This window comes from Noviherbaspirillum album (genome assembly GCF_035916955.1).
Taxonomy (GTDB): domain Bacteria; phylum Pseudomonadota; class Gammaproteobacteria; order Burkholderiales; family Burkholderiaceae_D; genus Noviherbaspirillum; species Noviherbaspirillum album.
On sequence record NZ_JAWIIV010000055.1, the window covers coordinates 1 to 18049 of the forward strand.

The 18049-nt window shown below is 55.1% G+C and carries 16 protein-coding genes and 2 pseudogenes; 9 read left to right on the forward strand and 9 right to left on the reverse strand.

Annotated elements, in window-relative coordinates; genetic code table 11:
- Nucleotides 1-1340: 1340 nt before the first annotated feature.
- On the reverse strand, nucleotides 1341-1934 hold the full coding sequence (locus tag RY831_RS30455) for a hypothetical protein (RefSeq protein ID WP_326510073.1): 594 nt from the start codon (nucleotides 1932-1934) through the stop codon (nucleotides 1341-1343).
- A 140-nt stretch (nucleotides 1935-2074) separates the two neighbouring features.
- Entirely contained in the window at nucleotides 2075-2446 is a 372-nt protein-coding gene (locus tag RY831_RS30460) for a hypothetical protein (RefSeq protein WP_326510074.1), read from the reverse strand.
- A gap of 319 nt (nucleotides 2447-2765) precedes the next feature.
- Here RY831_RS30460 and RY831_RS30465 point away from each other — a divergent pair, with 319 nt between their 5' ends.
- The 6 genes from RY831_RS30465 to RY831_RS30480 all read left to right on the forward strand — a co-directional run bounded on the left by RY831_RS30465 (nucleotide 2766) and on the right by RY831_RS30480 (nucleotide 6454).
- Nucleotides 2766-3284, forward strand: a complete 519-nt coding sequence (locus RY831_RS30465) for a ParM/StbA family protein (protein ID WP_326510075.1) — start codon at nucleotides 2766-2768, stop codon at nucleotides 3282-3284.
- 694 nt (nucleotides 3285-3978) lie between these two features.
- Nucleotides 3979-4146: an RDD family protein gene (locus tag RY831_RS33320; RefSeq protein ID WP_367576113.1), complete on the forward strand. Its 168-nt coding sequence runs from the start codon at nucleotides 3979-3981 to the stop codon at nucleotides 4144-4146.
- Nucleotides 4147-4610: 464 nt separating this feature from the next.
- Nucleotides 4611-4898 (forward strand): YqaJ viral recombinase family protein, encoded by a 288-nt coding sequence (locus RY831_RS33325; protein ID WP_367576114.1) that lies wholly within the window; start codon nucleotides 4611-4613, stop codon nucleotides 4896-4898.
- Nucleotides 4880-5140 (forward strand): hypothetical protein, encoded by a 261-nt coding sequence (locus tag RY831_RS30470; protein ID WP_326510076.1) that lies wholly within the window; start codon nucleotides 4880-4882, stop codon nucleotides 5138-5140. The genes RY831_RS33325 and RY831_RS30470 overlap by 19 nt, the downstream gene beginning before the upstream one ends.
- Nucleotides 5141-5305: 165 nt before the next feature.
- Nucleotides 5306-5470, forward strand: coding sequence for a hypothetical protein (locus RY831_RS30475; protein WP_326510077.1), 165 nt, complete (start codon nucleotides 5306-5308; stop codon nucleotides 5468-5470).
- Between the two features lie 117 nt (nucleotides 5471-5587).
- Complete coding sequence (locus RY831_RS30480; RefSeq protein WP_326510078.1) at nucleotides 5588-6454, forward strand: hypothetical protein; 867 nt, start codon at nucleotides 5588-5590, stop codon at nucleotides 6452-6454.
- A 28-nt stretch (nucleotides 6455-6482) separates the two neighbouring features.
- Here RY831_RS30480 and RY831_RS30485 read toward each other — a convergent pair.
- Nucleotides 6483-7097: pseudogene (locus RY831_RS30485) on the reverse strand (IS3 family transposase); the annotation flags it as partial.
- A gap of 36 nt (nucleotides 7098-7133) precedes the next feature.
- Between RY831_RS30485 and RY831_RS30490 the strand changes: the two are divergent.
- Nucleotides 7134-8163, forward strand: a pseudogene (locus tag RY831_RS30490) (ABC transporter substrate-binding protein); the annotation flags it as partial.
- A gap of 1366 nt (nucleotides 8164-9529) precedes the next feature.
- The gene (locus tag RY831_RS30495; protein WP_326510079.1) at nucleotides 9530-10690 is read left to right on the forward strand and encodes a Fic family protein; all 1161 of its coding nucleotides are present in this window, start codon (nucleotides 9530-9532) and stop codon (nucleotides 10688-10690) included.
- Nucleotides 10691-11011: 321 nt separating this feature from the next.
- Here RY831_RS30495 and RY831_RS30500 read toward each other — a convergent pair whose 3' ends face one another.
- From RY831_RS30500 to RY831_RS30525, 6 genes are all read right to left on the reverse strand, one after another.
- A complete protein-coding gene (locus tag RY831_RS30500; protein WP_326510080.1) occupies nucleotides 11012-12025 on the reverse strand; it encodes a GGDEF domain-containing protein in 1014 nt (337 codons plus the stop codon).
- A gap of 153 nt (nucleotides 12026-12178) precedes the next feature.
- The gene (locus tag RY831_RS30505) at nucleotides 12179-12970 is read right to left on the reverse strand and encodes an SDR family NAD(P)-dependent oxidoreductase (RefSeq protein WP_326510081.1); all 792 of its coding nucleotides are present in this window, start codon (nucleotides 12968-12970) and stop codon (nucleotides 12179-12181) included.
- Nucleotides 12967-13701, reverse strand: coding sequence for an SDR family oxidoreductase (locus RY831_RS30510; protein WP_326510082.1), 735 nt, complete (start codon nucleotides 13699-13701; stop codon nucleotides 12967-12969). The genes RY831_RS30505 and RY831_RS30510 overlap by 4 nt, the downstream gene beginning before the upstream one ends.
- Nucleotide 13702: 1 nt before the next feature.
- On the reverse strand, nucleotides 13703-14506 hold the full coding sequence (locus RY831_RS30515) for a citryl-CoA lyase (protein ID WP_326510083.1): 804 nt from the start codon (nucleotides 14504-14506) through the stop codon (nucleotides 13703-13705).
- 11 nt (nucleotides 14507-14517) lie between these two features.
- The gene (locus RY831_RS30520) at nucleotides 14518-16056 is read right to left on the reverse strand and encodes a class I adenylate-forming enzyme family protein (RefSeq protein WP_326510084.1); all 1539 of its coding nucleotides are present in this window, start codon (nucleotides 16054-16056) and stop codon (nucleotides 14518-14520) included.
- A 2-nt stretch (nucleotides 16057-16058) separates the two neighbouring features.
- Nucleotides 16059-17039 (reverse strand): tripartite tricarboxylate transporter substrate binding protein, encoded by a 981-nt coding sequence (locus tag RY831_RS30525; protein ID WP_326510085.1) that lies wholly within the window; start codon nucleotides 17037-17039, stop codon nucleotides 16059-16061.
- 210 nt (nucleotides 17040-17249) lie between these two features.
- On the opposite strand from RY831_RS30525, the gene RY831_RS30530 reads away from it, so the two are divergent.
- On the forward strand, nucleotides 17250-18029 hold the full coding sequence (locus tag RY831_RS30530) for an IclR family transcriptional regulator (protein WP_326510086.1): 780 nt from the start codon (nucleotides 17250-17252) through the stop codon (nucleotides 18027-18029).
- Nucleotides 18030-18049 lie beyond the last annotated feature (20 nt).

Here is an 18049-nt window from a genome sequence, read left to right on the forward strand (position 1 = left end):
ATTCGCCATCATGTTCGGTGAGCGCTTCACCAACGCCATTAACTAAACCGACCTCGCACACAGAAATACTGACACGTCCTATGACGATGTCTCTTCCATCTCTCGTGAGATATGATTTATGCCCGCAGCCTTCTCGACTGCGGGCTTTTTCGTTCATGGGACACAGACGATTGGGCTTTAAGCGGCAAGGAAAAGCCCCGCTCTCGCAGAACGGGGGTGACGCTTCATAAGCATTCATGCATCCTCGGACAGCATAACGGCGGTACCCGCCGCAAGGAACCTCAATGCGTATGCGCCGCACACGATCGCCGTGCCTTTCTCGCGGCCCGTCGTGATTTCGATCCATCTGAAACCAGCCTCCAGCACACAGCCTGCCAAGCTGCTCCCCGTGCTCTCCGCCGCCCTTGCTGGATCTCTGCCGCCGATTGCCTGGCCAACCCTTTCGCCCGGAACCACATCAAACCGAACAAGAAGGAGCACGAAGGCCGACCCGACCCATGCCACCTGTGCCACTGCATTTCACACCAGCCCCACCAGCCACCGCCGTCCATCCACCGCCTCGTCACATACTCCCTCTGCCTTCCCCAACTCGCCCCACCCCGAATCTCTGCCACCCGAGCGCCGCCAGCCCAACCTCTGCCTACCAACGCCTCTCCCTTACGCCTTTCGACGCCATGTTCCAGGCAACCGCAACAAGTACCAAGCCCAAAGCCTCTGCAACGGGTTACGTTGTGTCGAACGCGAGACCGAGCCCAGACCACCCCGAGGAAATGACTTTTGCCGCCGGCAGGACTACCGGGTGAAGCCTTGGGACACATCGGAGGACAGGACACTCTGCCGCACGAACAGGTCCAAAGGCAGGACGCCTACAGGGCGATCAGGCCGGATGTCTCTGCGACAGGACTGGCGCCCCTACCGAGGCCAACCGCAGCGCCAGGCCTGAGTGAACTCTGCCGCGGGTATGGCAGCCGGGCCAAGCCTCCCGTCGCATTCCACATCTGCGAGAGAGGCAATGGTGCCGAGTTCTCTCCAATGCCAAGGCAGCGCAACGTCGTTGTTCCCCACGTGCAGGGAAAAGAGAAAGCCAAGACGGCCAAGCCAATCCATGGGGCAGGCAGGGCCAAGCATGTGGTGATGTGCCGCCGAGACAAGACGCCTGAGGTCAAGCCTCTCTTGTCGGTTGGCCACAAGCATGGCCAGACTTCAGGAAAACCAGACAGCCAAGCAAACCTCAGAAAAACCAGGGGCCACTCTGCAACAGGAAGGCCGGTCAGGCTTAGGGAGAAACGCAGGGCCGACCTGGGGGAAGGGACTCTTTGTTACGGGTTAGGATGGCCGGGCTATTCGTCGACCAGTTGGTCCTCGGATTCGGGTCCCCTCGGGTCACCGCTAGAGTGCACATGCCACGTTGCGGGATCTAGCTCCAACGTGCCAAAGACTTCGGTTATCAAAGTCCGGATTTGCCCGAAATTATGCTCATTGCCTTCCGCGAGTTTTGAGATGGTAAGTTGATAATCGCGGTGGGCGATCAACGCCCTATTGCGCATATCCAATAACCATTGCACCTGCATCAGCAAAGCGCGAACCCATTTTGCATGCTTTGCAAAAGGACCGGCGTGTTTGGCACGTCTCGGCAAGTTCGCCGTTGGCACCATCTTGTACCGAAATCTTACTTCGTTACCTTTTAACCGAGTCCACACCACAGGTACCGGCGTGTATCTGGTGCTATTGCGCATCGGCCATTCAATACGAATCTTCCCGGTTAGAGGAGGCTGACTGACGTTCAAGATGTGGTCAATCTGGAGCAACATTGTGTCGATTTGGTGAAGCAAAAGCACTGTCTTTTTAGACGACAAAAGCAAGTCCTCCTCAAGGCACTGCTGTGCCAGGCCGAACCGTTCCGCTTTATCAAGTTTTGGATTCATGACGGTCATATTCGAAATCGATCTTGGGGGGGTCCAAGTCAGCAATTATATTAAGGGCATCTTGGGGGGGGCAAAGTCAGCAACACGAATAAGAAATCAATCCCTAAGCGACCGAATAATACAATAACTATACGTTTATTCGTTATGTATTATTGGATAGAATTGATGGTGTTATATACTGTTAAGGTAACAGTAACAGTAACAGTAACAGTAACAGTAACAGTAACAGTAACAGTAACAGTAACAGTAACAGTAACGGTAAGGGCACGAACTGGCTCCCCGGCCCCCCTTTCCCTTAGTAATTCCACCCCATAATCTGAAGAGGTAACATGAATCAACGCACGATCATCGGTCTGGATGTAGGTCGCAGCGCAGTTAAGGCGGTAGCCTTTGCAGAAGGGAAACATACTAAGGGAAAAACATACTGTCACCTTTTCTTCGACGGTTTCGCTCGCTATACCAATCACCCTAGAGCAAGCAGCGATCGCTGCCGAACTAGAAACGGTGGCGATCAATGTCAAGGAGTACTTCACAGGCGAGACCGCACGATTGCAAGGCGGCGCCAGCATGTCTGCAGGTCTTTCGGATGACTGGGTGAAGGGAGCAATATAAAGCTCTCGTTCATTCCACAATGAAGCGGCTCAATGTACTTAGCGTACCTGGCCTTGATGATCCATATGTCCATTCGGAACCCCGGCCGCGCTGTTCGCCCATCAACGCGCTGAGCTGGAGAAGATCACTCAGGAAATCGTAAAGGGCGAAGTTAAAGCCCTGAGCCAGCCACTCGGTGCTTACCTGTCGTTCTTCCTCGACGCTGACGGCCTACCGCTGAAAAATCATATGCGCAGCGCAAACGGACGCCCTAAGTCTTGGGCTGTTGTCGATGTCGGCCACTTCACAACCGACTTTCTTCTCATGAAGGAAAACACCTATATCGAAAGCAAAGTCGACTCTTGTGAAGGCATTACCGTTGCTGCGGAGCATCTCATGAAGACTCTCACTGGTAAGGGCTACAAAGTTACACTCCAGGATTGTGAGCAGGCACTCCGTAGCCGCACGATCTTTCATTTCGGCGAGAAGGACATTATCCCGGAAGTGGACGAGGCATTGGTACACGTTGCCGCTCGAATCAAAGCTAAGGCGGACGCACTCCATGGAAGCGAGGCAGCTTCTCTGGACGGTATTCTTCTTGCCGGCGGAGGCGCAGCAATGATGCGCGACAGATTCCGTATGGAATGGGAAAACATCAAGATGGTGGAATCACCACAAATGGCGGTCGCAGAGGGCTACTGCCGTTACGGCAAAGGCGTGATGATGAAGCGTGCAGTTCAAACACCCAAGGTCGCTGCCCATCCTTAATGTAGTCAAAGTACTAGATCCAGCGGTTACGCGGCGACAATTGTCGGTAGTAATTGCAGAGGACACTGTGCCAGGCTTATTGAAGTATCTTGTGTCCCTTCCCTACCGGAGCGAAGCCAATCTGGTTCGCACCGTCTTTTATGAGTGGTTCTTATCCCAGAGAGAGGCTGGCACGCTAGATGACTCTGTGCCCAGCATCTTGGGCCTAGATACTACCCAGCACGTGCGCCGCCCTGTAGGACGATCTGCAGGCCGCCCTCAAAAGGCGGCTGTGCAAAGAACCCTAGGTCGCTCAGGCGCTGCGCCAGCAACGGGACGGCCTGCTACGCGGAGCCAAAACATCCATCACGGGTCAGAGGAGCTACCAAGTGGATCTGGCAGCCAGCTGCATGCCCCTCCTGTTCAAACGGCTCATGTTCCGTCAGGGCTCCCGTCCGCGCCTGGTTCCAATCCGTCCTTGTTCATCCAAACCCATCAACGCCAGTTGCTGATTCGGAGGAAAAGGACGATGCCTTGGAGCGTCTAAGCTTTTTAGATACCCTTCCATGACAACGATTGATGTTACCCAAACAGAGCGTTATGCAGGCTTCTAGCCGCGGCTAGGGGCAGCGACGCTCCATAAGATTTTGGTCTTCGGGATAGCCACGATATCCTTTTTCTGTACAACGGTTGTGTTTGGCGAGTTCGGCGTTTTTTGAGACTGGTCGTCTACATCCCGGGAGCATGGCTTTATTTCGCGGCCATGGAATCCTCTCCAATGCAGGCCACCTTGGGAAAGAAGGCCTTTGGGATTATGGTAGTCGGGGAACGGGAAACACGAATTACCTTCAATCGTGCATTTCTACGCTTGGGGCAAAGGTAGCCTGTTGCGTAGTTCTCGGTATCAGCTTTATTTTGGCTGCCTTCTCGAAGAAAAAAGAGCGGTACATGACCGTCTTGGTTGGACTTATACAGTCAAGCTTTAACAGTCTTTCCGAACTTGACGCCCATACCCGCCGCAATGGCGGGTTTTTTCTTGTATGAAGCAAAAAAGGTAAGCCTTTTGGACCTTCGATTGGGTGGGTTCGGTTCTTGCACGGTACGGACTTCGACTCATTCGAGAACTCGGAAGAAAAGACTACCGACAACGTCCTGCCTTCTTTTCCGCTGTATCTCATATCGGTCTTGTCAGGCTTTCGCTCGCTTGGCGCCGATACCGGCACAACTAATCAGGAGAAACAAACAATGGCTATGAAAATCATTTCCGGGCCCGCGGCTGTACAGGCGTCGCAGGAATGGCTGGATTGGCGACTTTAGGGCATCGGCTCCTCAGATGCTCCGGTTATCATGGGAGTCTCCCGTCTTTCCACGCCTTACGCACTCTATCTGCAAAAACGTAGGCTCATTCCACCAACCCCGGACAATCTGGCAATAGCACGTGGGCGACAACTAGAACCCATCGCTCGCGCATGCTATGAGAAAGAAACTGGCAGCATCATGGTTCCCCTCATTGCAGAAGGTACGCCCGTACCGTTCATGCGCGCTTCCTATGACGGCGTTGCGCCCACATTCGATCTTGCACTTGAAGTCAAATGTCCGGGAGAAAAGATCAACAAATGGCATTGGCAGGCATAGTCCCGCCCCTCTACATGGATCTGGATGTACTGCAAGCCGTAGCAATCGGCGGCTGCGTGACCACGCGGTCCGGTGCTACACGTCCTCAGAAGGTAAAGGCGGCCCTGACTGATTTTCAGTCTGAACGCCTTGAGATCCTCCTGTATGCTATCCACCAGAGCGCTGAGAAGGCCAAGTCCATTGAAGAATTCCATGCGCTGCTTCCGGACTATGAAAAAATTGTCGACCAAGTTCTGTCCTAATTAATAATAACGCAAAAAACCTACGAAAAAGGCGGGTTTTTTCGGCCGACATCTAACACCCATCAAGATTCCTTCTGTATATCCACGCATAGTGATAGTTTATAGACACTTGTGATGGTGCTAATTTATAATTGGCTATGGATTTGATCCTCATACCCAATACAAATGAACCTATCTGAAATCGAGGTGCTGGAACGGATCGATACCGACATCGATCTCACTTCAAAGTCTCGGCCTTCCAAGTTGGAACTCCTCTGCAAGGAGTACCTGACCTATTCCGATCCGTCCAAAGCTTTCATCGATCGTTTTGCGAAGGCGTTCTACTACTAAGAGCGCATTCGCAAAATTTGCCGCGTCCTTGCTCTCAAAAACAAAGTTACAATGGATGAGTTCGACGAGGTGATGCAGCGGGTCTCCTTTGTATCATTTGACCGCATGCTGCCGTAATTGCGGAAGGCCGACGCGGTATACGCCATCGTCTATGCTATCGCGAACAATATCTGCCGCGAGATCGTGCGAGAAGCGATGGAAACTTCCATCAATCACGAACCCCTTGATGATTTGTTTGGACGATGCGAAGACCTGATCGACACTGGCCACTCGGCTCAACTTGATATTGACCGTGATGATGAAATCGATAGGCAAAATGCGAACAAGCGCATGACGGATGCACTCAACAAGCTTATAACGTCAGGAGAACTGAAATTGACTAAAGCGGGCGTTTTCAACTTTGACTCGGTGCCTTTCGTTACTATGGTTCCCGTAACCCAGAAGGAACTTGACGAGGCAGAGCGAATTGCGTCAGAGCCGCTTGTACAGAAGGAGCCGGCGGCTCCGAAAGGAAGACGCAAGAAGGGCGAGGTCGTGCAGGCGGCGCCTGAACTTTCGCGCCATCAGCAAGAACTCGTCGAGATCAAGGCGAAGCTGGGCGTGCGCCATCAAGACTTTGCCGTGATGCTGGGTATCGGTCTCCCCCGTCTTTCGTCCTACACATACGGTCGCACCGCCACTGTTCCTGAAGATGTCATGGACCTCGCTCGTGAACTTCTGAACGAAAACGGCAAATCGAATGCGATGGCCGCGGCGAAATTTGACAAGCCTATGTCAGAAATCCTGGCCGATTGGTCCAAGCTGCTTGGAACAACATCGAATGACGAGATTGCAGGCTATATTGGTGTAAGCGGCATGACCATTCATCGTTGGAAGAACAACGAAACAAAGCCAGACCTGACCGCGCTAGGGCGCTACGATCGTATCGTCACGAAGACAGCCAGCCACATAAATCCAAGCGGAAGCCCTGCGAAGACGAAATAATCAAATCAAGTATGATCTCTCCCCGAAATTAGTACCGTGCTAAGGTAGAGTTTTTCGGCTCCTTTGTTGCTTCGCATTCCTCTCCGGCCCAGCATTGGCGAGCGAATTCGGCCGGTGTGAGCCAGTCCAATGCACCGTGGGGCCGGCTCTCGTTATACATCTGCCGCCAGTCCTCAATCTTGCTCCTGGCGTCAGGCAAAGACAAGAACCAGTGCTGATTCAGACATTCCTGACGCAGCCGTCCGTTGAAGGCTGTGATGTGGGCATTGTCGGTCGGCTTGCCCGGTCGGGAGAATGCCAGTTGTACGCCTTGCTCATACGCCCAGCGGTCCAGTACCTTCGATACGAATTCCGGACCATTGTCCACCTGAATACGCTGTGGACGGCCACGCTGTTGCCTGACCTGGCTCAGCACCTTCACCACATCATTACCTCGCAGGCTCTGGTCGACCCAAATCGACAGACATTCGCGCGTAAATCGATCGATCAGCGTCAGTGCGCGCAGCTTGCGGCCGTCATATAACTGGTCACTGACGAGGTCCATGCTCCAGCACTCATTGATGGCCGTGACCTGTACATTGCCTTGCCGCTGTTGAGCAGCCCGACTGCGTTTAGGACGGCGCTGATACATGCTTAAGCTGTCACCGCCGGATGGATACTCCCCAAAATTGAGGGTGCAGACTTTGGTGGCAAGGTGCTGGGCAAGCCGATTGAGTTCATGTCGACCGACCATCAAAACAAGGCCGACATCGCCGCTTCCAAGGCACGGGAATGGTTTGACCAGCAGGGAATGGACATGCTGATCGGCGGCTCGAATTCCGGCGCAGGCCTCGCGATGGCTAAGATTGCGGCTGGAAAAAAAGCGGCCATACATCAATATAGGCGGAGCCACTTCCCGACTCACCAACGAGGACTGTACACCCTACACTGTGCATTATGCCTATGACACACACGCGCTGGCGCAAGGCACTGGCTCCGCGATCGTGAAACAGGGCGGCAAGAGCTGGTATTTCCTGACTGCCGACTACTCCTTCGGCACCTCGCTGGAAAAGGATACTTCTGACGTGGTCAAGGCAGCCAAGGGCACCGTGGTTGGCAGCGTCAGGTTTCCGCTTTCCGCATCCGACTTCTCGTCCTTCCGGCTGCAGGCACAGGCTTCGAAGGCACAGATACTTGGCCTGGCGACTGCCGGCGGCGACACTGTCAATTCAATCAAGGCGGCGAACGAGTTTGGGATCACGAAATCCATGAAGCTCGCTGGCCTGCTCATGTTCATTAACGACGTGCATTCGCTCGGCCTGAGCCAAACCAAGGGCATGTACCTGACCGATGGCTGGTACTGGGACATGAATGACGAGTCGCGTGCCTGGGCACGCCGGTTCTTCAACACTGCAAAAAGAATGCCTTCGATGCTACAGGGCGCGAATTACTCCGCGACCATGCACTACCTCAATGCTGTGAAGGCGGCCGGGACTGATGATCCTGACAAGGTGATGGCGCAAATGCGCAAAACGAAGATCAACGACTTCTTTGCGAAGAATGGCTACATACGTCCGGACGGCCGGATGGTCTACGACATGTACTTGATGCAGGTGAAGGACCCGAAAGAATCGAAATACCCTTGGGATTACTACAAAGTTGTGCAGACGATTCCGGGTGAACAGGCATTCACGCCGCAAGCACAAAGCAAGTGCGCGCTCTGGAAGTAACCGCTGATGGGGCGGCCATAATGCATGGCTGCCCTGGCCGAATCTCATGCGCAACGCAGCCTTAGTGCCGCTGCAGGTCAAGATACGGCTTATATAGCAGACTTTATTTGTGGAAGCTGTAAATAACGTTGTACCAAGCTGGATAACAGAAATTGCCACCATTGAGAATGCAAAAACATTGAGCCCGGAACCAGTTCTGGAGGCTGTCCGCCCGGAGGATGATGGCTTGTTTCAGCTGTCCTCGAAGGATACTTCGAGGACAGCGTTCGCCACAGTCTTGCGGAGGCCGAGAAAGGATTGGACGAAGCGGTCGGGTTAATCGTTTGCGGAGTCCATTTCGACCAAGGCGCAATGTTCGATTTACTTGCTGCCGCCAAAGCTCATCCCGTCACGTGCCGGATTCCGTTCTATCTCATTCTTCGTGAAGAGACGCACTATTCTAGAAGCGTTACTGCAGGAATTCGTAGGGCGGCGGTTGTGCGCGGAGCGATGCCTTCATTGATCTACGGGAGCTAAGGACGCAAATGGACGAAGAACAAATGCTTGCACACCTCAGAGGCATCGTGCGCAACGTCGTCTCGTCGCAAAACCAGGTACCGTAAGCTGGCGTATCGAATGACACGCAAGCCGAATAGCCGACATGGTTACGCGAACTAGTTGGCTGAGATATTTAGCGTACAGAAATGAAGATGGTTGGAAGAGGTAGCGGAAGCTTGCCGTCGCTAAAGAAGCGAATAGGCATGTCAAAGGCCCTTTTTGGAGCTGGAGACCTACTCACAACAGACAGGTAAGGGGCGACCCATTTCGGTCACGAGAACTACATGCCCCCTCAGAAAGCTGCAAGGTAACTGCCGTTTAGGGCTCTGAAAGATGTTGGTTGCGCGAGCCTTTCTGTCCTTTTAATCCTATGCAGATGAAGCACCTTAGCAGACGTGACGCTTCTTTTGTATGGAGCAATATTGACATTATCGCTCATGCCTTATTTCTAATGGGACTACCTCAAGCAGAAGTCCGCCATTACCTAGCCTGAGCTTTTTTCCCGATAACCCGGAAGCTCATGAACTACAACTTGCTAGCGTTACGTGGCACAACAACCAGTTTAGCTCTGTCTGCAAGTGTGATGCTAAATTCTTTCAGTTCACTCAACTTCGGTGCTGCCTAGCCCTATTTACGGGTTCTATAACCTCTTGGGATCTCGTATTTCCAACAATTCGGACAGCCAAGAAAAGTTGAGCTCCTGTCTTGAATTACAGAAATATTAGGCATATGTTCGGGCTCGAGGCGTATTTCCGCTTTAATTGAATCAAAAAATGAGTCGATTGAGTTAAAATCCCAAAATCATCGCAGTTTTTGAGGCGGAAATAGGATGAAATCGACTCACCAATACATTTGGGAATACCCAGAATGGCCGCAGTTTCGATACGACATAATTCAAGTGGCCCGGCATGTGGCTCTTGCCAGGCGTGCGCAAGGATTTGCCGAAGGTAAGCTTACCGCGGTCGGCTTGAATACGCGTCAAGAGATCATTGCTGACGCATGGGCGCAGGATGCCTTGGCCACAGCCGCAATTGAAGGCGAGCGGCTCAATATCGACGCAGTGCGCTCCTCCATCGCACGCCGCCTGGGCACACCGCTGCGCAAAGTGGTTGGCACGCCGCGGCAGGTTGATGGCCTCCTGGACATCATGCAGGATGCCATGCACAACGCTGCTAAACCGATCACCCATGAGCGGCTTCACGGTTGGCAGGCCGCCCTCTTCCCGACCGGATTCTCCAGCATGAACAAAATCAGGGTCGGAGCGTACCGTGAACACGATGAGCCAATGCAGATCGTCAGCGGCCGTATCGGCTATGAAACCGTCCATTACGAGGCGCCACCATCGACGCGCGTACCGGATGAAATGGAAAAATTCATGCGTTGGCTCAACGAAGCGAATGAGCCGGATACCATCGTGCGTGCGGCGCTTGCACACCTGTGGTTTGAGTCTATCCACCCATTTGAAGACGGCAATGGCCGCGTAGGACGGGCTATCATCGACTTAGTGTTGGCTAGGGATTCGGATGGGTCTGGCAGGATGTTACGGATCTCACAGCGCCTGGCTGAGAAACGCGACGCTTACTATGAACAGTTGGGACGTGCACAGCATGGCGATCTGGACGTCACTGAATGGGTGCTCTGGTTCACTGAGCAATTCCACTGCGCTTGTGTAGCAGCGGCCGAGATGGTCGATCAGTCACTCAAAAAGGGACTTTTCTGGGCCGAGCACAGCGACAAAGACTTGACTGACCGTCAGCGCAAGGTCGTCAACCTGCTACTGGACGCAGGTCCGCGCGGCTTCGAAGGCGACATGAGTACACGCAAGTACGAGAGTATTGCAGCCACGTCCCGCGCCACTGCATCGCGTGAATTGGGAGATCTGGAGAGAAAGGGCTTGTTGAGGTCGATTGGTAGCGGTCGAGGGACGCGCTACTTCATTAATCTTGATGGATGGGATCCCATTACTAACCCTGTGCCACCGACCTTGTGATGCCATCTGGGCAGCGAGATGCGCTATGTTGGCCCATATCCTTTTGTCACCTTCAGCCTGCTCCAAAGGTTTTGCGGCCGTGGTGGCCCCGTAGTTCAATTGGTCAGCTCTAATTCAGCCACAGATTCAATGGCAATATTGGACATAGGATGGGTGCAAGTCAGTCCCATCAAGTATGCTCCCATCAAACGTTAAGAGGCTCATGTGCAAACTCGACAATACTCTTCCGATCATCGCCGAAAAGCTAACATTACTGCTCGAATAATATAGATAAGTATCCGCATAAAATGAGGGCTTGAAAATGACCCGTTGCCGAAAACGCTAGGCCACGCGGAGCTGGTTGCGTCCTCCCGCCTTGGCCCGGTAAAGCGCGGCATCCGCCTTCCCAAGTAACAGCGGCAATGGATATGCAGGCTGCCATTCGACCGTACCGATGGAGATTGTGACGCGCATTCCCGCTGCCATGTGACTCCAGTTATGTTGCTCGACCATTCTTCGCATACGCTCGAGAGCAACGATCGCCTGTGCTGTCTTCGTATCGGGCATCAGCAGCGTGAATTCTTCGCCGCCGTAGCGTCCAATGGAGTCTACCGACCGGCATGTATCGCTCAGAATCTGACTTATCTCCTTGAGTACCGCGTCTCCCGTCAGATGACCAAAGGTGTCATTGATTTTCTTGAAATGATCGACATCGATGATGGCGACCGTAAAACGGTGGCCGGTTCGGTTCGCCTGTTCGATTTCGTCCTGAAGCGATTGCATGAATTTGCGCCGGTTCCAGAGGCCGGTCAGATCATCGCGGGTCGCTTGCGCTGCAAGCGCCTTGTTCTTTTCGCTAAGCGATGCGCGCAGCCGCGATACTTTGGTATTGATATTGACGAACCTGCCCAACGACAAGACCACCACCAGCCACAACAAGACCCATTCGGCTGTATTGGTAACCTGGATGCCAAGGTGGTCGCGCACGGCCCAAAGACAAATTCCCAGGCAGGCGGAAAGCAGGAGCCATGTCAGAAAAAACGCTTGCCTAGAAAAATACAGGCTGCCGAAACTAAGCAGCACAAAAAGATTTAACAAAAACATGTAGACGATTTGCGGCGCCAACAGGATGGCCAGAAGGGTCGTCACACATCCGGCGAAAATTTGCATTCCGGTCAGCGACGGGTCTGACCACCGCTTGCTGAATCCTGTACCAATCAATAGTGCGAAGACCGCGTTCATCACCACGGCGATAGCCAGAACGACGACTGGAACCAGATAGGGAATGGTTCCGATCACGGCGAAGCACAGCAGGATAAAGGAATTGAGCAGCGCATCTCCGGCACCGGAAGCCATCGCGCGCAATCTGAGCTTAGTCTGGGGATCTGTGGACAACAAAGCACATGCCTGGGAAACGAATCAAGTCATTGCACCGCAAAATGTTGCGTGCAAAACCACTTTACTCTATATCAAACACGGCGAACAGCCCCATGGCTGAGGACGGCAGTACTATGCATATTTGGCGGTCAGTCCGCCGTCAACGACAAGTTCAGTGCCCGTGACATAGGCAGCGTCATCACTGGCCAGAAACAATGCGGCATGAGCAACGTCCCATGCCGACCCCATTTTCTGCATCGGCACTTGCCGCGAACGTGCCGCGCGTGCTGTTTCCAAATCGTCTGAGAACTGGCGCGCTACGGTCTGGGCGATGCGCGGCGTATCGATGAGCCCGGCCACGATGCTGTTGCAGCGTATGCCCTGCCCCGCATGTTCCAGCGCCAGCATCTTGATGAAGTGATTGGTCGCCGCCTTCGTCACGCTGTATGCAAGGTGAGGATAACCAACGTAACGCAGGCTTGCCACGGACGAAGTGGCCAGGATGACGCCGCGGCGGCGCTCGCGCATTTCCGGCAATACCTCCCGGCTGAGGTGAAACAGGCTATCGACATTGACAGACTGTACATGCTGCCAGTCTTCAAAACTGATATCGGTCGCACCTCCCACCCTGCCGATCCCCACGTTGTGATGAAGCACGTCAATGGTGTCCCAATGCCGGCGCACTTCGACAGCCATCTCCGCAACAGCGCTTGGGTTTGAAACATCCAGTGCTAGAGGCAGGCACTGCCCTCCTTCGCTTTTGATAATAGCCGCCGTCTCTTTAGCGGAGGACTCCGAAATATCAACTGCCACCACGCGCGCGCCTGCCCGCGCATAAGTTACGGAGCAAGCCTTGCCGATGCCCCACCCTGCCGCAATGGAACCGGCGCCCGTGACGATCACCACCTGATTTGCCAGTTTCATTGCGGCCCCAATCCAACTGTCATGCCTCCGCAGACGTAAAGCACCTGTCCGGTGATGAAGCCGGCCCGTACGTCGCTGAAGAACGAGACGGCGTGGGCAACGTCATCCGGGGTGCCCAGACGGGCGACCGGAACCCCATTAATAATGGCTTTTGTGCGCGGACTGCCGGCCGGATTGACCGCATGGAACAGCTCGGTTCCGATCGGTCCGGGCCCTACCGCGTTAACGGTAATTCCATGCGGTGCCAGTTCCAATGCCCAGGTGCGCGTCATCCCATGCAAGCCGGCCTTGGTTGCGGCATAGGCGGTCCGCAGTTCCTTTCCGAGTGCCGCGCGGCTGGATATATTGACGATACGTCCGTAATGCGCTTGCCGCATCCGCGGTAAAACTGCCTGGGTGCACTGCAGTGCGCAACCAAGATTGAGCGCGACGACGGCGTTCAGGTCGGCAAGCGTCGTATCCTCGATCGCTGCCGGACGCACGGTGCCGACATTGTTGACCAGCACAGCGATGTCGCGCGACCCGATCAGCGTCTCCAGCGCCTGCGCTGTCTCGCCTTGATCTGCGAGGTCAGCCTGTACGAATATCTCGTTGGTGTGTGGCCGGGCAGGTTCCTGCCGGTCGATAGTCAGCAGGCTGAAGCCATCGGCAGCCAGGCGATCGGCAATGGCTCGCCCGATTCCCGCACCGGCGCCGGTGACCAGCGCCCAACCTTTAGCTGGCTCCATCATGTCATCCTTCCTCGGCAGTGGGCCGCTTGTTATGCCCGTCGCCCTTGCCCACATAAGGGATGTCATGATCGACCAGGTCCCAGATGTAGCGTCCGCTGGGGTGCTTCTGCTCTTCGGCGATATGCGACACCAGCCCGGCAGCGCGCGCAATCACCGCGAAGCCGCGCATGACTTGCCATGGAATCCCGATCTCGCCCAGCAGTGCCGCAATGGCTCCCGTGGCGTTGATTGTGATGTGTCTTCCGGCAGCCGCGTCGACGGCCTGGGCGAGCGCGCATAGCGCCGCTATATGCTCGCCGGAGATGTCAGGCAGATCGCGTGCGATCTCAAGCAGCTTCAAGGCCCGCGGATCGTCCGGTTTGTGCAGATGGTGTCCGAACCCAGGCATCGAGGCCCGGCGAGCCCGATGGTCCGCTGCAATCCGTCTGGCGCCAGCTTCGCGCCCTTCCGGGTCGCGCATGATGTCATCAAGCAGTTTTGCGCAATTCTCCATGGTGCCCACGAAACTGCTGCCAACGGCGAGCAGTCCGGAGGCAACCGCACCCTGCAGGTTTTCCGGAGCGCTCATGTACACGAGGCGAGTGGCGATGGCGCTTGGCGTGAATCCGTGCTCCATCAGCGTAATCATAACGGCATCGACAATGCGCAGGTCCGACGCGGTCGGCGCGCGACCGGTGATCTGCTGGAACATGACTTCAGTGAATGTTTTCTTGCCGAGCAGCTCTTCCACAAGGTTGGCATCGCGGTAGTAGAGGTCGGTCAGGTTATGCGTGCATAGTTCAGTGATCGGCTTGGTCTGTTGCATGGCATCCTCGTCTAGTGTTGCGCCGCGGCCTGGTCAAGCACATCCCGCTTGACTGCATCCTTCTGGACCTTCCCTACCGGGCTGCGGGGAAGGCTTTCATAGAAATGAACGTGCTTGGGCGCCTTGACCGATCCAAGTTCTTCCTTGGCGAACATAATCAGCTCCGCCGCATTGACCTGGCAACCCGGCTTGAGTTGGACGGCAGCGTGCACCGCCTCGCCCCACTTGTCGTCATCTACCCCGAAGACGGCGGACTCGTGTACCGCCGGGTGGCGGGTGAGCACATCTTCGACGTCGATCGGGTAGACGTTGAAGCCGCCGGTAATGATGACTTCCCGCAGGCGGTCACGCAGATACAGGTAGCCGCGCGCATCCAGAAAGCCACGATCGCCCGTGTGCAGCCACCCATCAATAATAGTTTCCGCGGTCTTGTCCGGCATATTCCAATAGCCAGCCATGACCAGGTCGCCGCGTACGACGATTTCGCCGACTTCCCCGCTGGGTAGCAGGCGCCCTTCCGGATCCATGATGGCCATGTCGGCTGTCAGTGCCATGCGTCCCACGGATCCAACATTGTCCTCCTGCGCCAGTTCTTCGGCGCTGATGAAGGTAACGATTTGGGGCGCTTCCGTTTGTCCGTAGGTGGTCGCCAGTACTGGCCCGAAGAAGCGCTGCGCGGCGCGGATCTTTTCCGGCGGCATGGGTGCACCGCCATAGACCAGATGGCGCAGGGCGGGGAAATTTAGTCTAGCGTATTCCCCTTCGTTTCTTCCTTCCTCTCCCGCCGCCATTAACATGTAGATCAAGGTCGGCGGCATGAATGAAGTGGTGATGCCATCCTCCCTCAGTGAGCGCAGGATCGACTGTGGATAGGTATCGTCCGGTAGCACGTGGCACCCCCCTTGCGCCAGAATTGGAAGGATGTACGTAGACGCGCCATGAGTGACGGGCGATGCGAGAAGGTAGCGATCCTGTTCATTGAAGCGGTATGCATGGATCTGGTTGATCAACGTAGCCTTCCATGCCCGGTACGGCTGCATCACCCCTTTGGGAATGCCGGTCGAGCCGCCGGTAAACTTGATGGCCTGAACTGCATCCATTCCACAAGTGATCGGCGCAGGCGTGCAACCGGCATGCCTCGAGATCAGTGCGGCAAGCGTCCCGCCGCCTTCGTCCGGGCATGTGGAAATTACGCTTGGTACATCCTGCAGCTGTAGGCCCACCCTGTACTTGTCTTCAACGACAACAATAGAAGGCCTTGTCACCTCCAGTGTGCGGTTGAGCTCGACCGAAGAATTGCGTGGATTTAGTGGCACCCAGATCTTGCCAGAGGCCAGCACGGCGAGCAAAGCCACAATATGCTCGACGCTGTTGGATGCGCAGATGCCGACCCGGCTCTGTTCTGCTGGATCAAGTGCCTGAAAGGCTGCCGCAAGCGCCTGTACTCGCTCGAGCAGCGTGCCGTAGCGCACCTGCTCGTCACTGCTGCTGATAGCCACTGCCTGAGGGCGCAGGCGCGCGCTGCGGTAAAAGAAATCGATCGGGTACATGCTCAATCCACCTTCGCTCCGGATGTTTTAACGACTTTCGCCCACCGAGCAGTTTCGGAAGAAATGAAGGTACGGAGCTGTTCAGGCGTAGTGCCCGAGGGGTCGGCGCCAAGCTTGGCCAGGCTGGCACGCACATCGGGATTCCTGAGCGCCTTGTTGACTTCTTCGTTGAGCCTGGCAACGATTTCGCGGGGCGTATTGGCCGGCGCGACCAGCGCGAACCAGGAATTGACCTCATAGCCCGGCAATCCGGCCTCGATCATCGTGGGTAAATCGGGCAGCGCCTCGCTGCGTTTGGCACTGGTGATCGCCAGCGCTCTCAGCCTCCCGTTCTGCACGTTCGGCAGCGCCGACGGCGCATTGTCAAACATGGCTTGCACGCGTCCACCGAGCAGGTCGGTGACTGCCGGCGCACTGCCCTTGTAGGGAACATGCAGCATATCGACCCCGGTCATCATTTTGAACAGTTCCCCCGACATATGGATGGAAGACCCGCTGCCGGACGAAGCAAAGTTGATTTCCCCGGGCTTCTTCTTTGCAAACTCAATAAATTCCTTGACGTTTTTGGCTGGGACTGACGGATGCACCACCAGGATATTGGGCACGGTGGCAATCAGCGACACCGGTGCGAAGTCACGTTCGAAATTGAATGAAAGATTGTTGTAGAGACTGGCATTGATCGTGTTATTGATCGCGGCGACGTACAGTGTCAAGCCATCGGGCACCGCACGCGCCACCAGTTCGGCGGCAATGTTTCCGTTCGCGCCAGGCTTGTTCTCGACGATAAACTGCTGGCCCATCTGGGTGGACAACTTCTGGGCCACCAGGCGAGCAATGACATCGGTAGCGCCTCCGGCGGAATAACCCACCAGCAGGCGGACCGGCTTGCCGGGATAGTCGGCGGCTGCGGCATTCCCGGCGCCAGCCAGAATGGACAGTGACAACGCGCCGACCAGCATTTGCATCGGTTTCTTGAACTGCATGATGTCTCCTCGGTAGTTTATTTGTGCGCTTGCTTGAATACCTATTCACGCACTTGCTAAAGGTCCATATTATGGAATATTGTCATTCCAGGCGTGTTCACGCTCATCACACTGAGCTTATAAAACGCCATAAAACCTTGACTTGCCGAGCCAATATAGCATTCTGGTCTCGCTGCCGATACAATGTAAGTCCATAATATGAGACAACTAATGAAAACATCGGAAGCTCCTTCATCCGGCGCCCAGAGCCTGGAACGTGCCCTTGCCTTGCTGAAACTGGTAGCGGGTCGCAACCGCGATGGCGTGCGCCTGGCAACCCTGGTTGAACTTAGCGAGTTGCAGAAACCGACCGCGCATCGCCTGCTTAAGCAGCTCGTCGCCAGCGAATTGCTGATGCAGTCCGCTGACAAAAGCTACCACCTGGGCCAATTTGCTTATGAACTTGGGGTTGCGTCGACCTTCCGCTTTCCGGTACGGGACATCTGCGCCCCCTTTCTCGAACGGATCGCACAAGAGACCGGCGACAGCGCGTTTCTGGTGGTGCGAAGCCACAGCGATTCGTTTTGCGTCGACCGCAAGATGGGCTCATACCCGATCCAGGTATTTTCCGTGGAGATCGGTCACAGGCAGCCCCTGGGCGTCGGAGGCGGAGGACTTGCATTGCTGAGCGCCCTGCCCAACGAAGAGATAGAAAAGATTGTAAATGCGAATGCCGAACGCTTATCCTCCTACGGCAACATGACGGTGGACAAGTTAAGGCAACAGATTGCCGACACGCGTGAACGCGGATATGCCGTCATCTCCAATCACGCTATTCCCGGAGTCACAGGCGTAGGACGGGCAATCGTCGATGGCAGTGGAACTGTAGTGGGCGCCATTAGCGTAAGCAGTATTTCGCAACGCATGGAACCGCAGCGGCAGCATCGGGTGCAACAGATCCTCAAGCATGAAATCTCCGCGCTGTTGGTTGCACTTGCGCGCCGCAAGTAAGGCATTAATTGTTTCCGATG

Coding starts and splice junctions, on each gene's coding strand:
- RY831_RS30500 (WP_326510080.1), bottom strand. CDS start 12,025: ATGGCTTCCGGTGCCGGAGATGCGCTGCTCAATTCCTTTATCCTGCTG.
- RY831_RS30525 (WP_326510085.1), bottom strand. CDS start 17,039: ATGCAGTTCAAGAAACCGATGCAAATGCTGGTCGGCGCGTTGTCACTG.
- RY831_RS30465 (WP_326510075.1), top strand. CDS start 2,766: ATGCGCAGCGCAAACGGACGCCCTAAGTCTTGGGCTGTTGTCGATGTC.
- RY831_RS30470 (WP_326510076.1), top strand. CDS start 4,880: ATGGCATTGGCAGGCATAGTCCCGCCCCTCTACATGGATCTGGATGTA.
- RY831_RS30475 (WP_326510077.1), top strand. CDS start 5,306: ATGAACCTATCTGAAATCGAGGTGCTGGAACGGATCGATACCGACATC.
- RY831_RS30455 (WP_326510073.1), bottom strand. CDS start 1,934: ATGACCGTCATGAATCCAAAACTTGATAAAGCGGAACGGTTCGGCCTG.
- RY831_RS30520 (WP_326510084.1), bottom strand. CDS start 16,056: ATGTACCCGATCGATTTCTTTTACCGCAGCGCGCGCCTGCGCCCTCAG.
- RY831_RS30505 (WP_326510081.1), bottom strand. CDS start 12,970: ATGAAACTGGCAAATCAGGTGGTGATCGTCACGGGCGCCGGTTCCATT.
- RY831_RS30495 (WP_326510079.1), top strand. CDS start 9,530: ATGAAATCGACTCACCAATACATTTGGGAATACCCAGAATGGCCGCAG.
- RY831_RS33325 (WP_367576114.1), top strand. CDS start 4,611: ATGGGAGTCTCCCGTCTTTCCACGCCTTACGCACTCTATCTGCAAAAA.
- RY831_RS30530 (WP_326510086.1), top strand. CDS start 17,250: ATGAAAACATCGGAAGCTCCTTCATCCGGCGCCCAGAGCCTGGAACGT.
- RY831_RS30510 (WP_326510082.1), bottom strand. CDS start 13,701: ATGATGGAGCCAGCTAAAGGTTGGGCGCTGGTCACCGGCGCCGGTGCG.
- RY831_RS30515 (WP_326510083.1), bottom strand. CDS start 14,506: ATGCAACAGACCAAGCCGATCACTGAACTATGCACGCATAACCTGACC.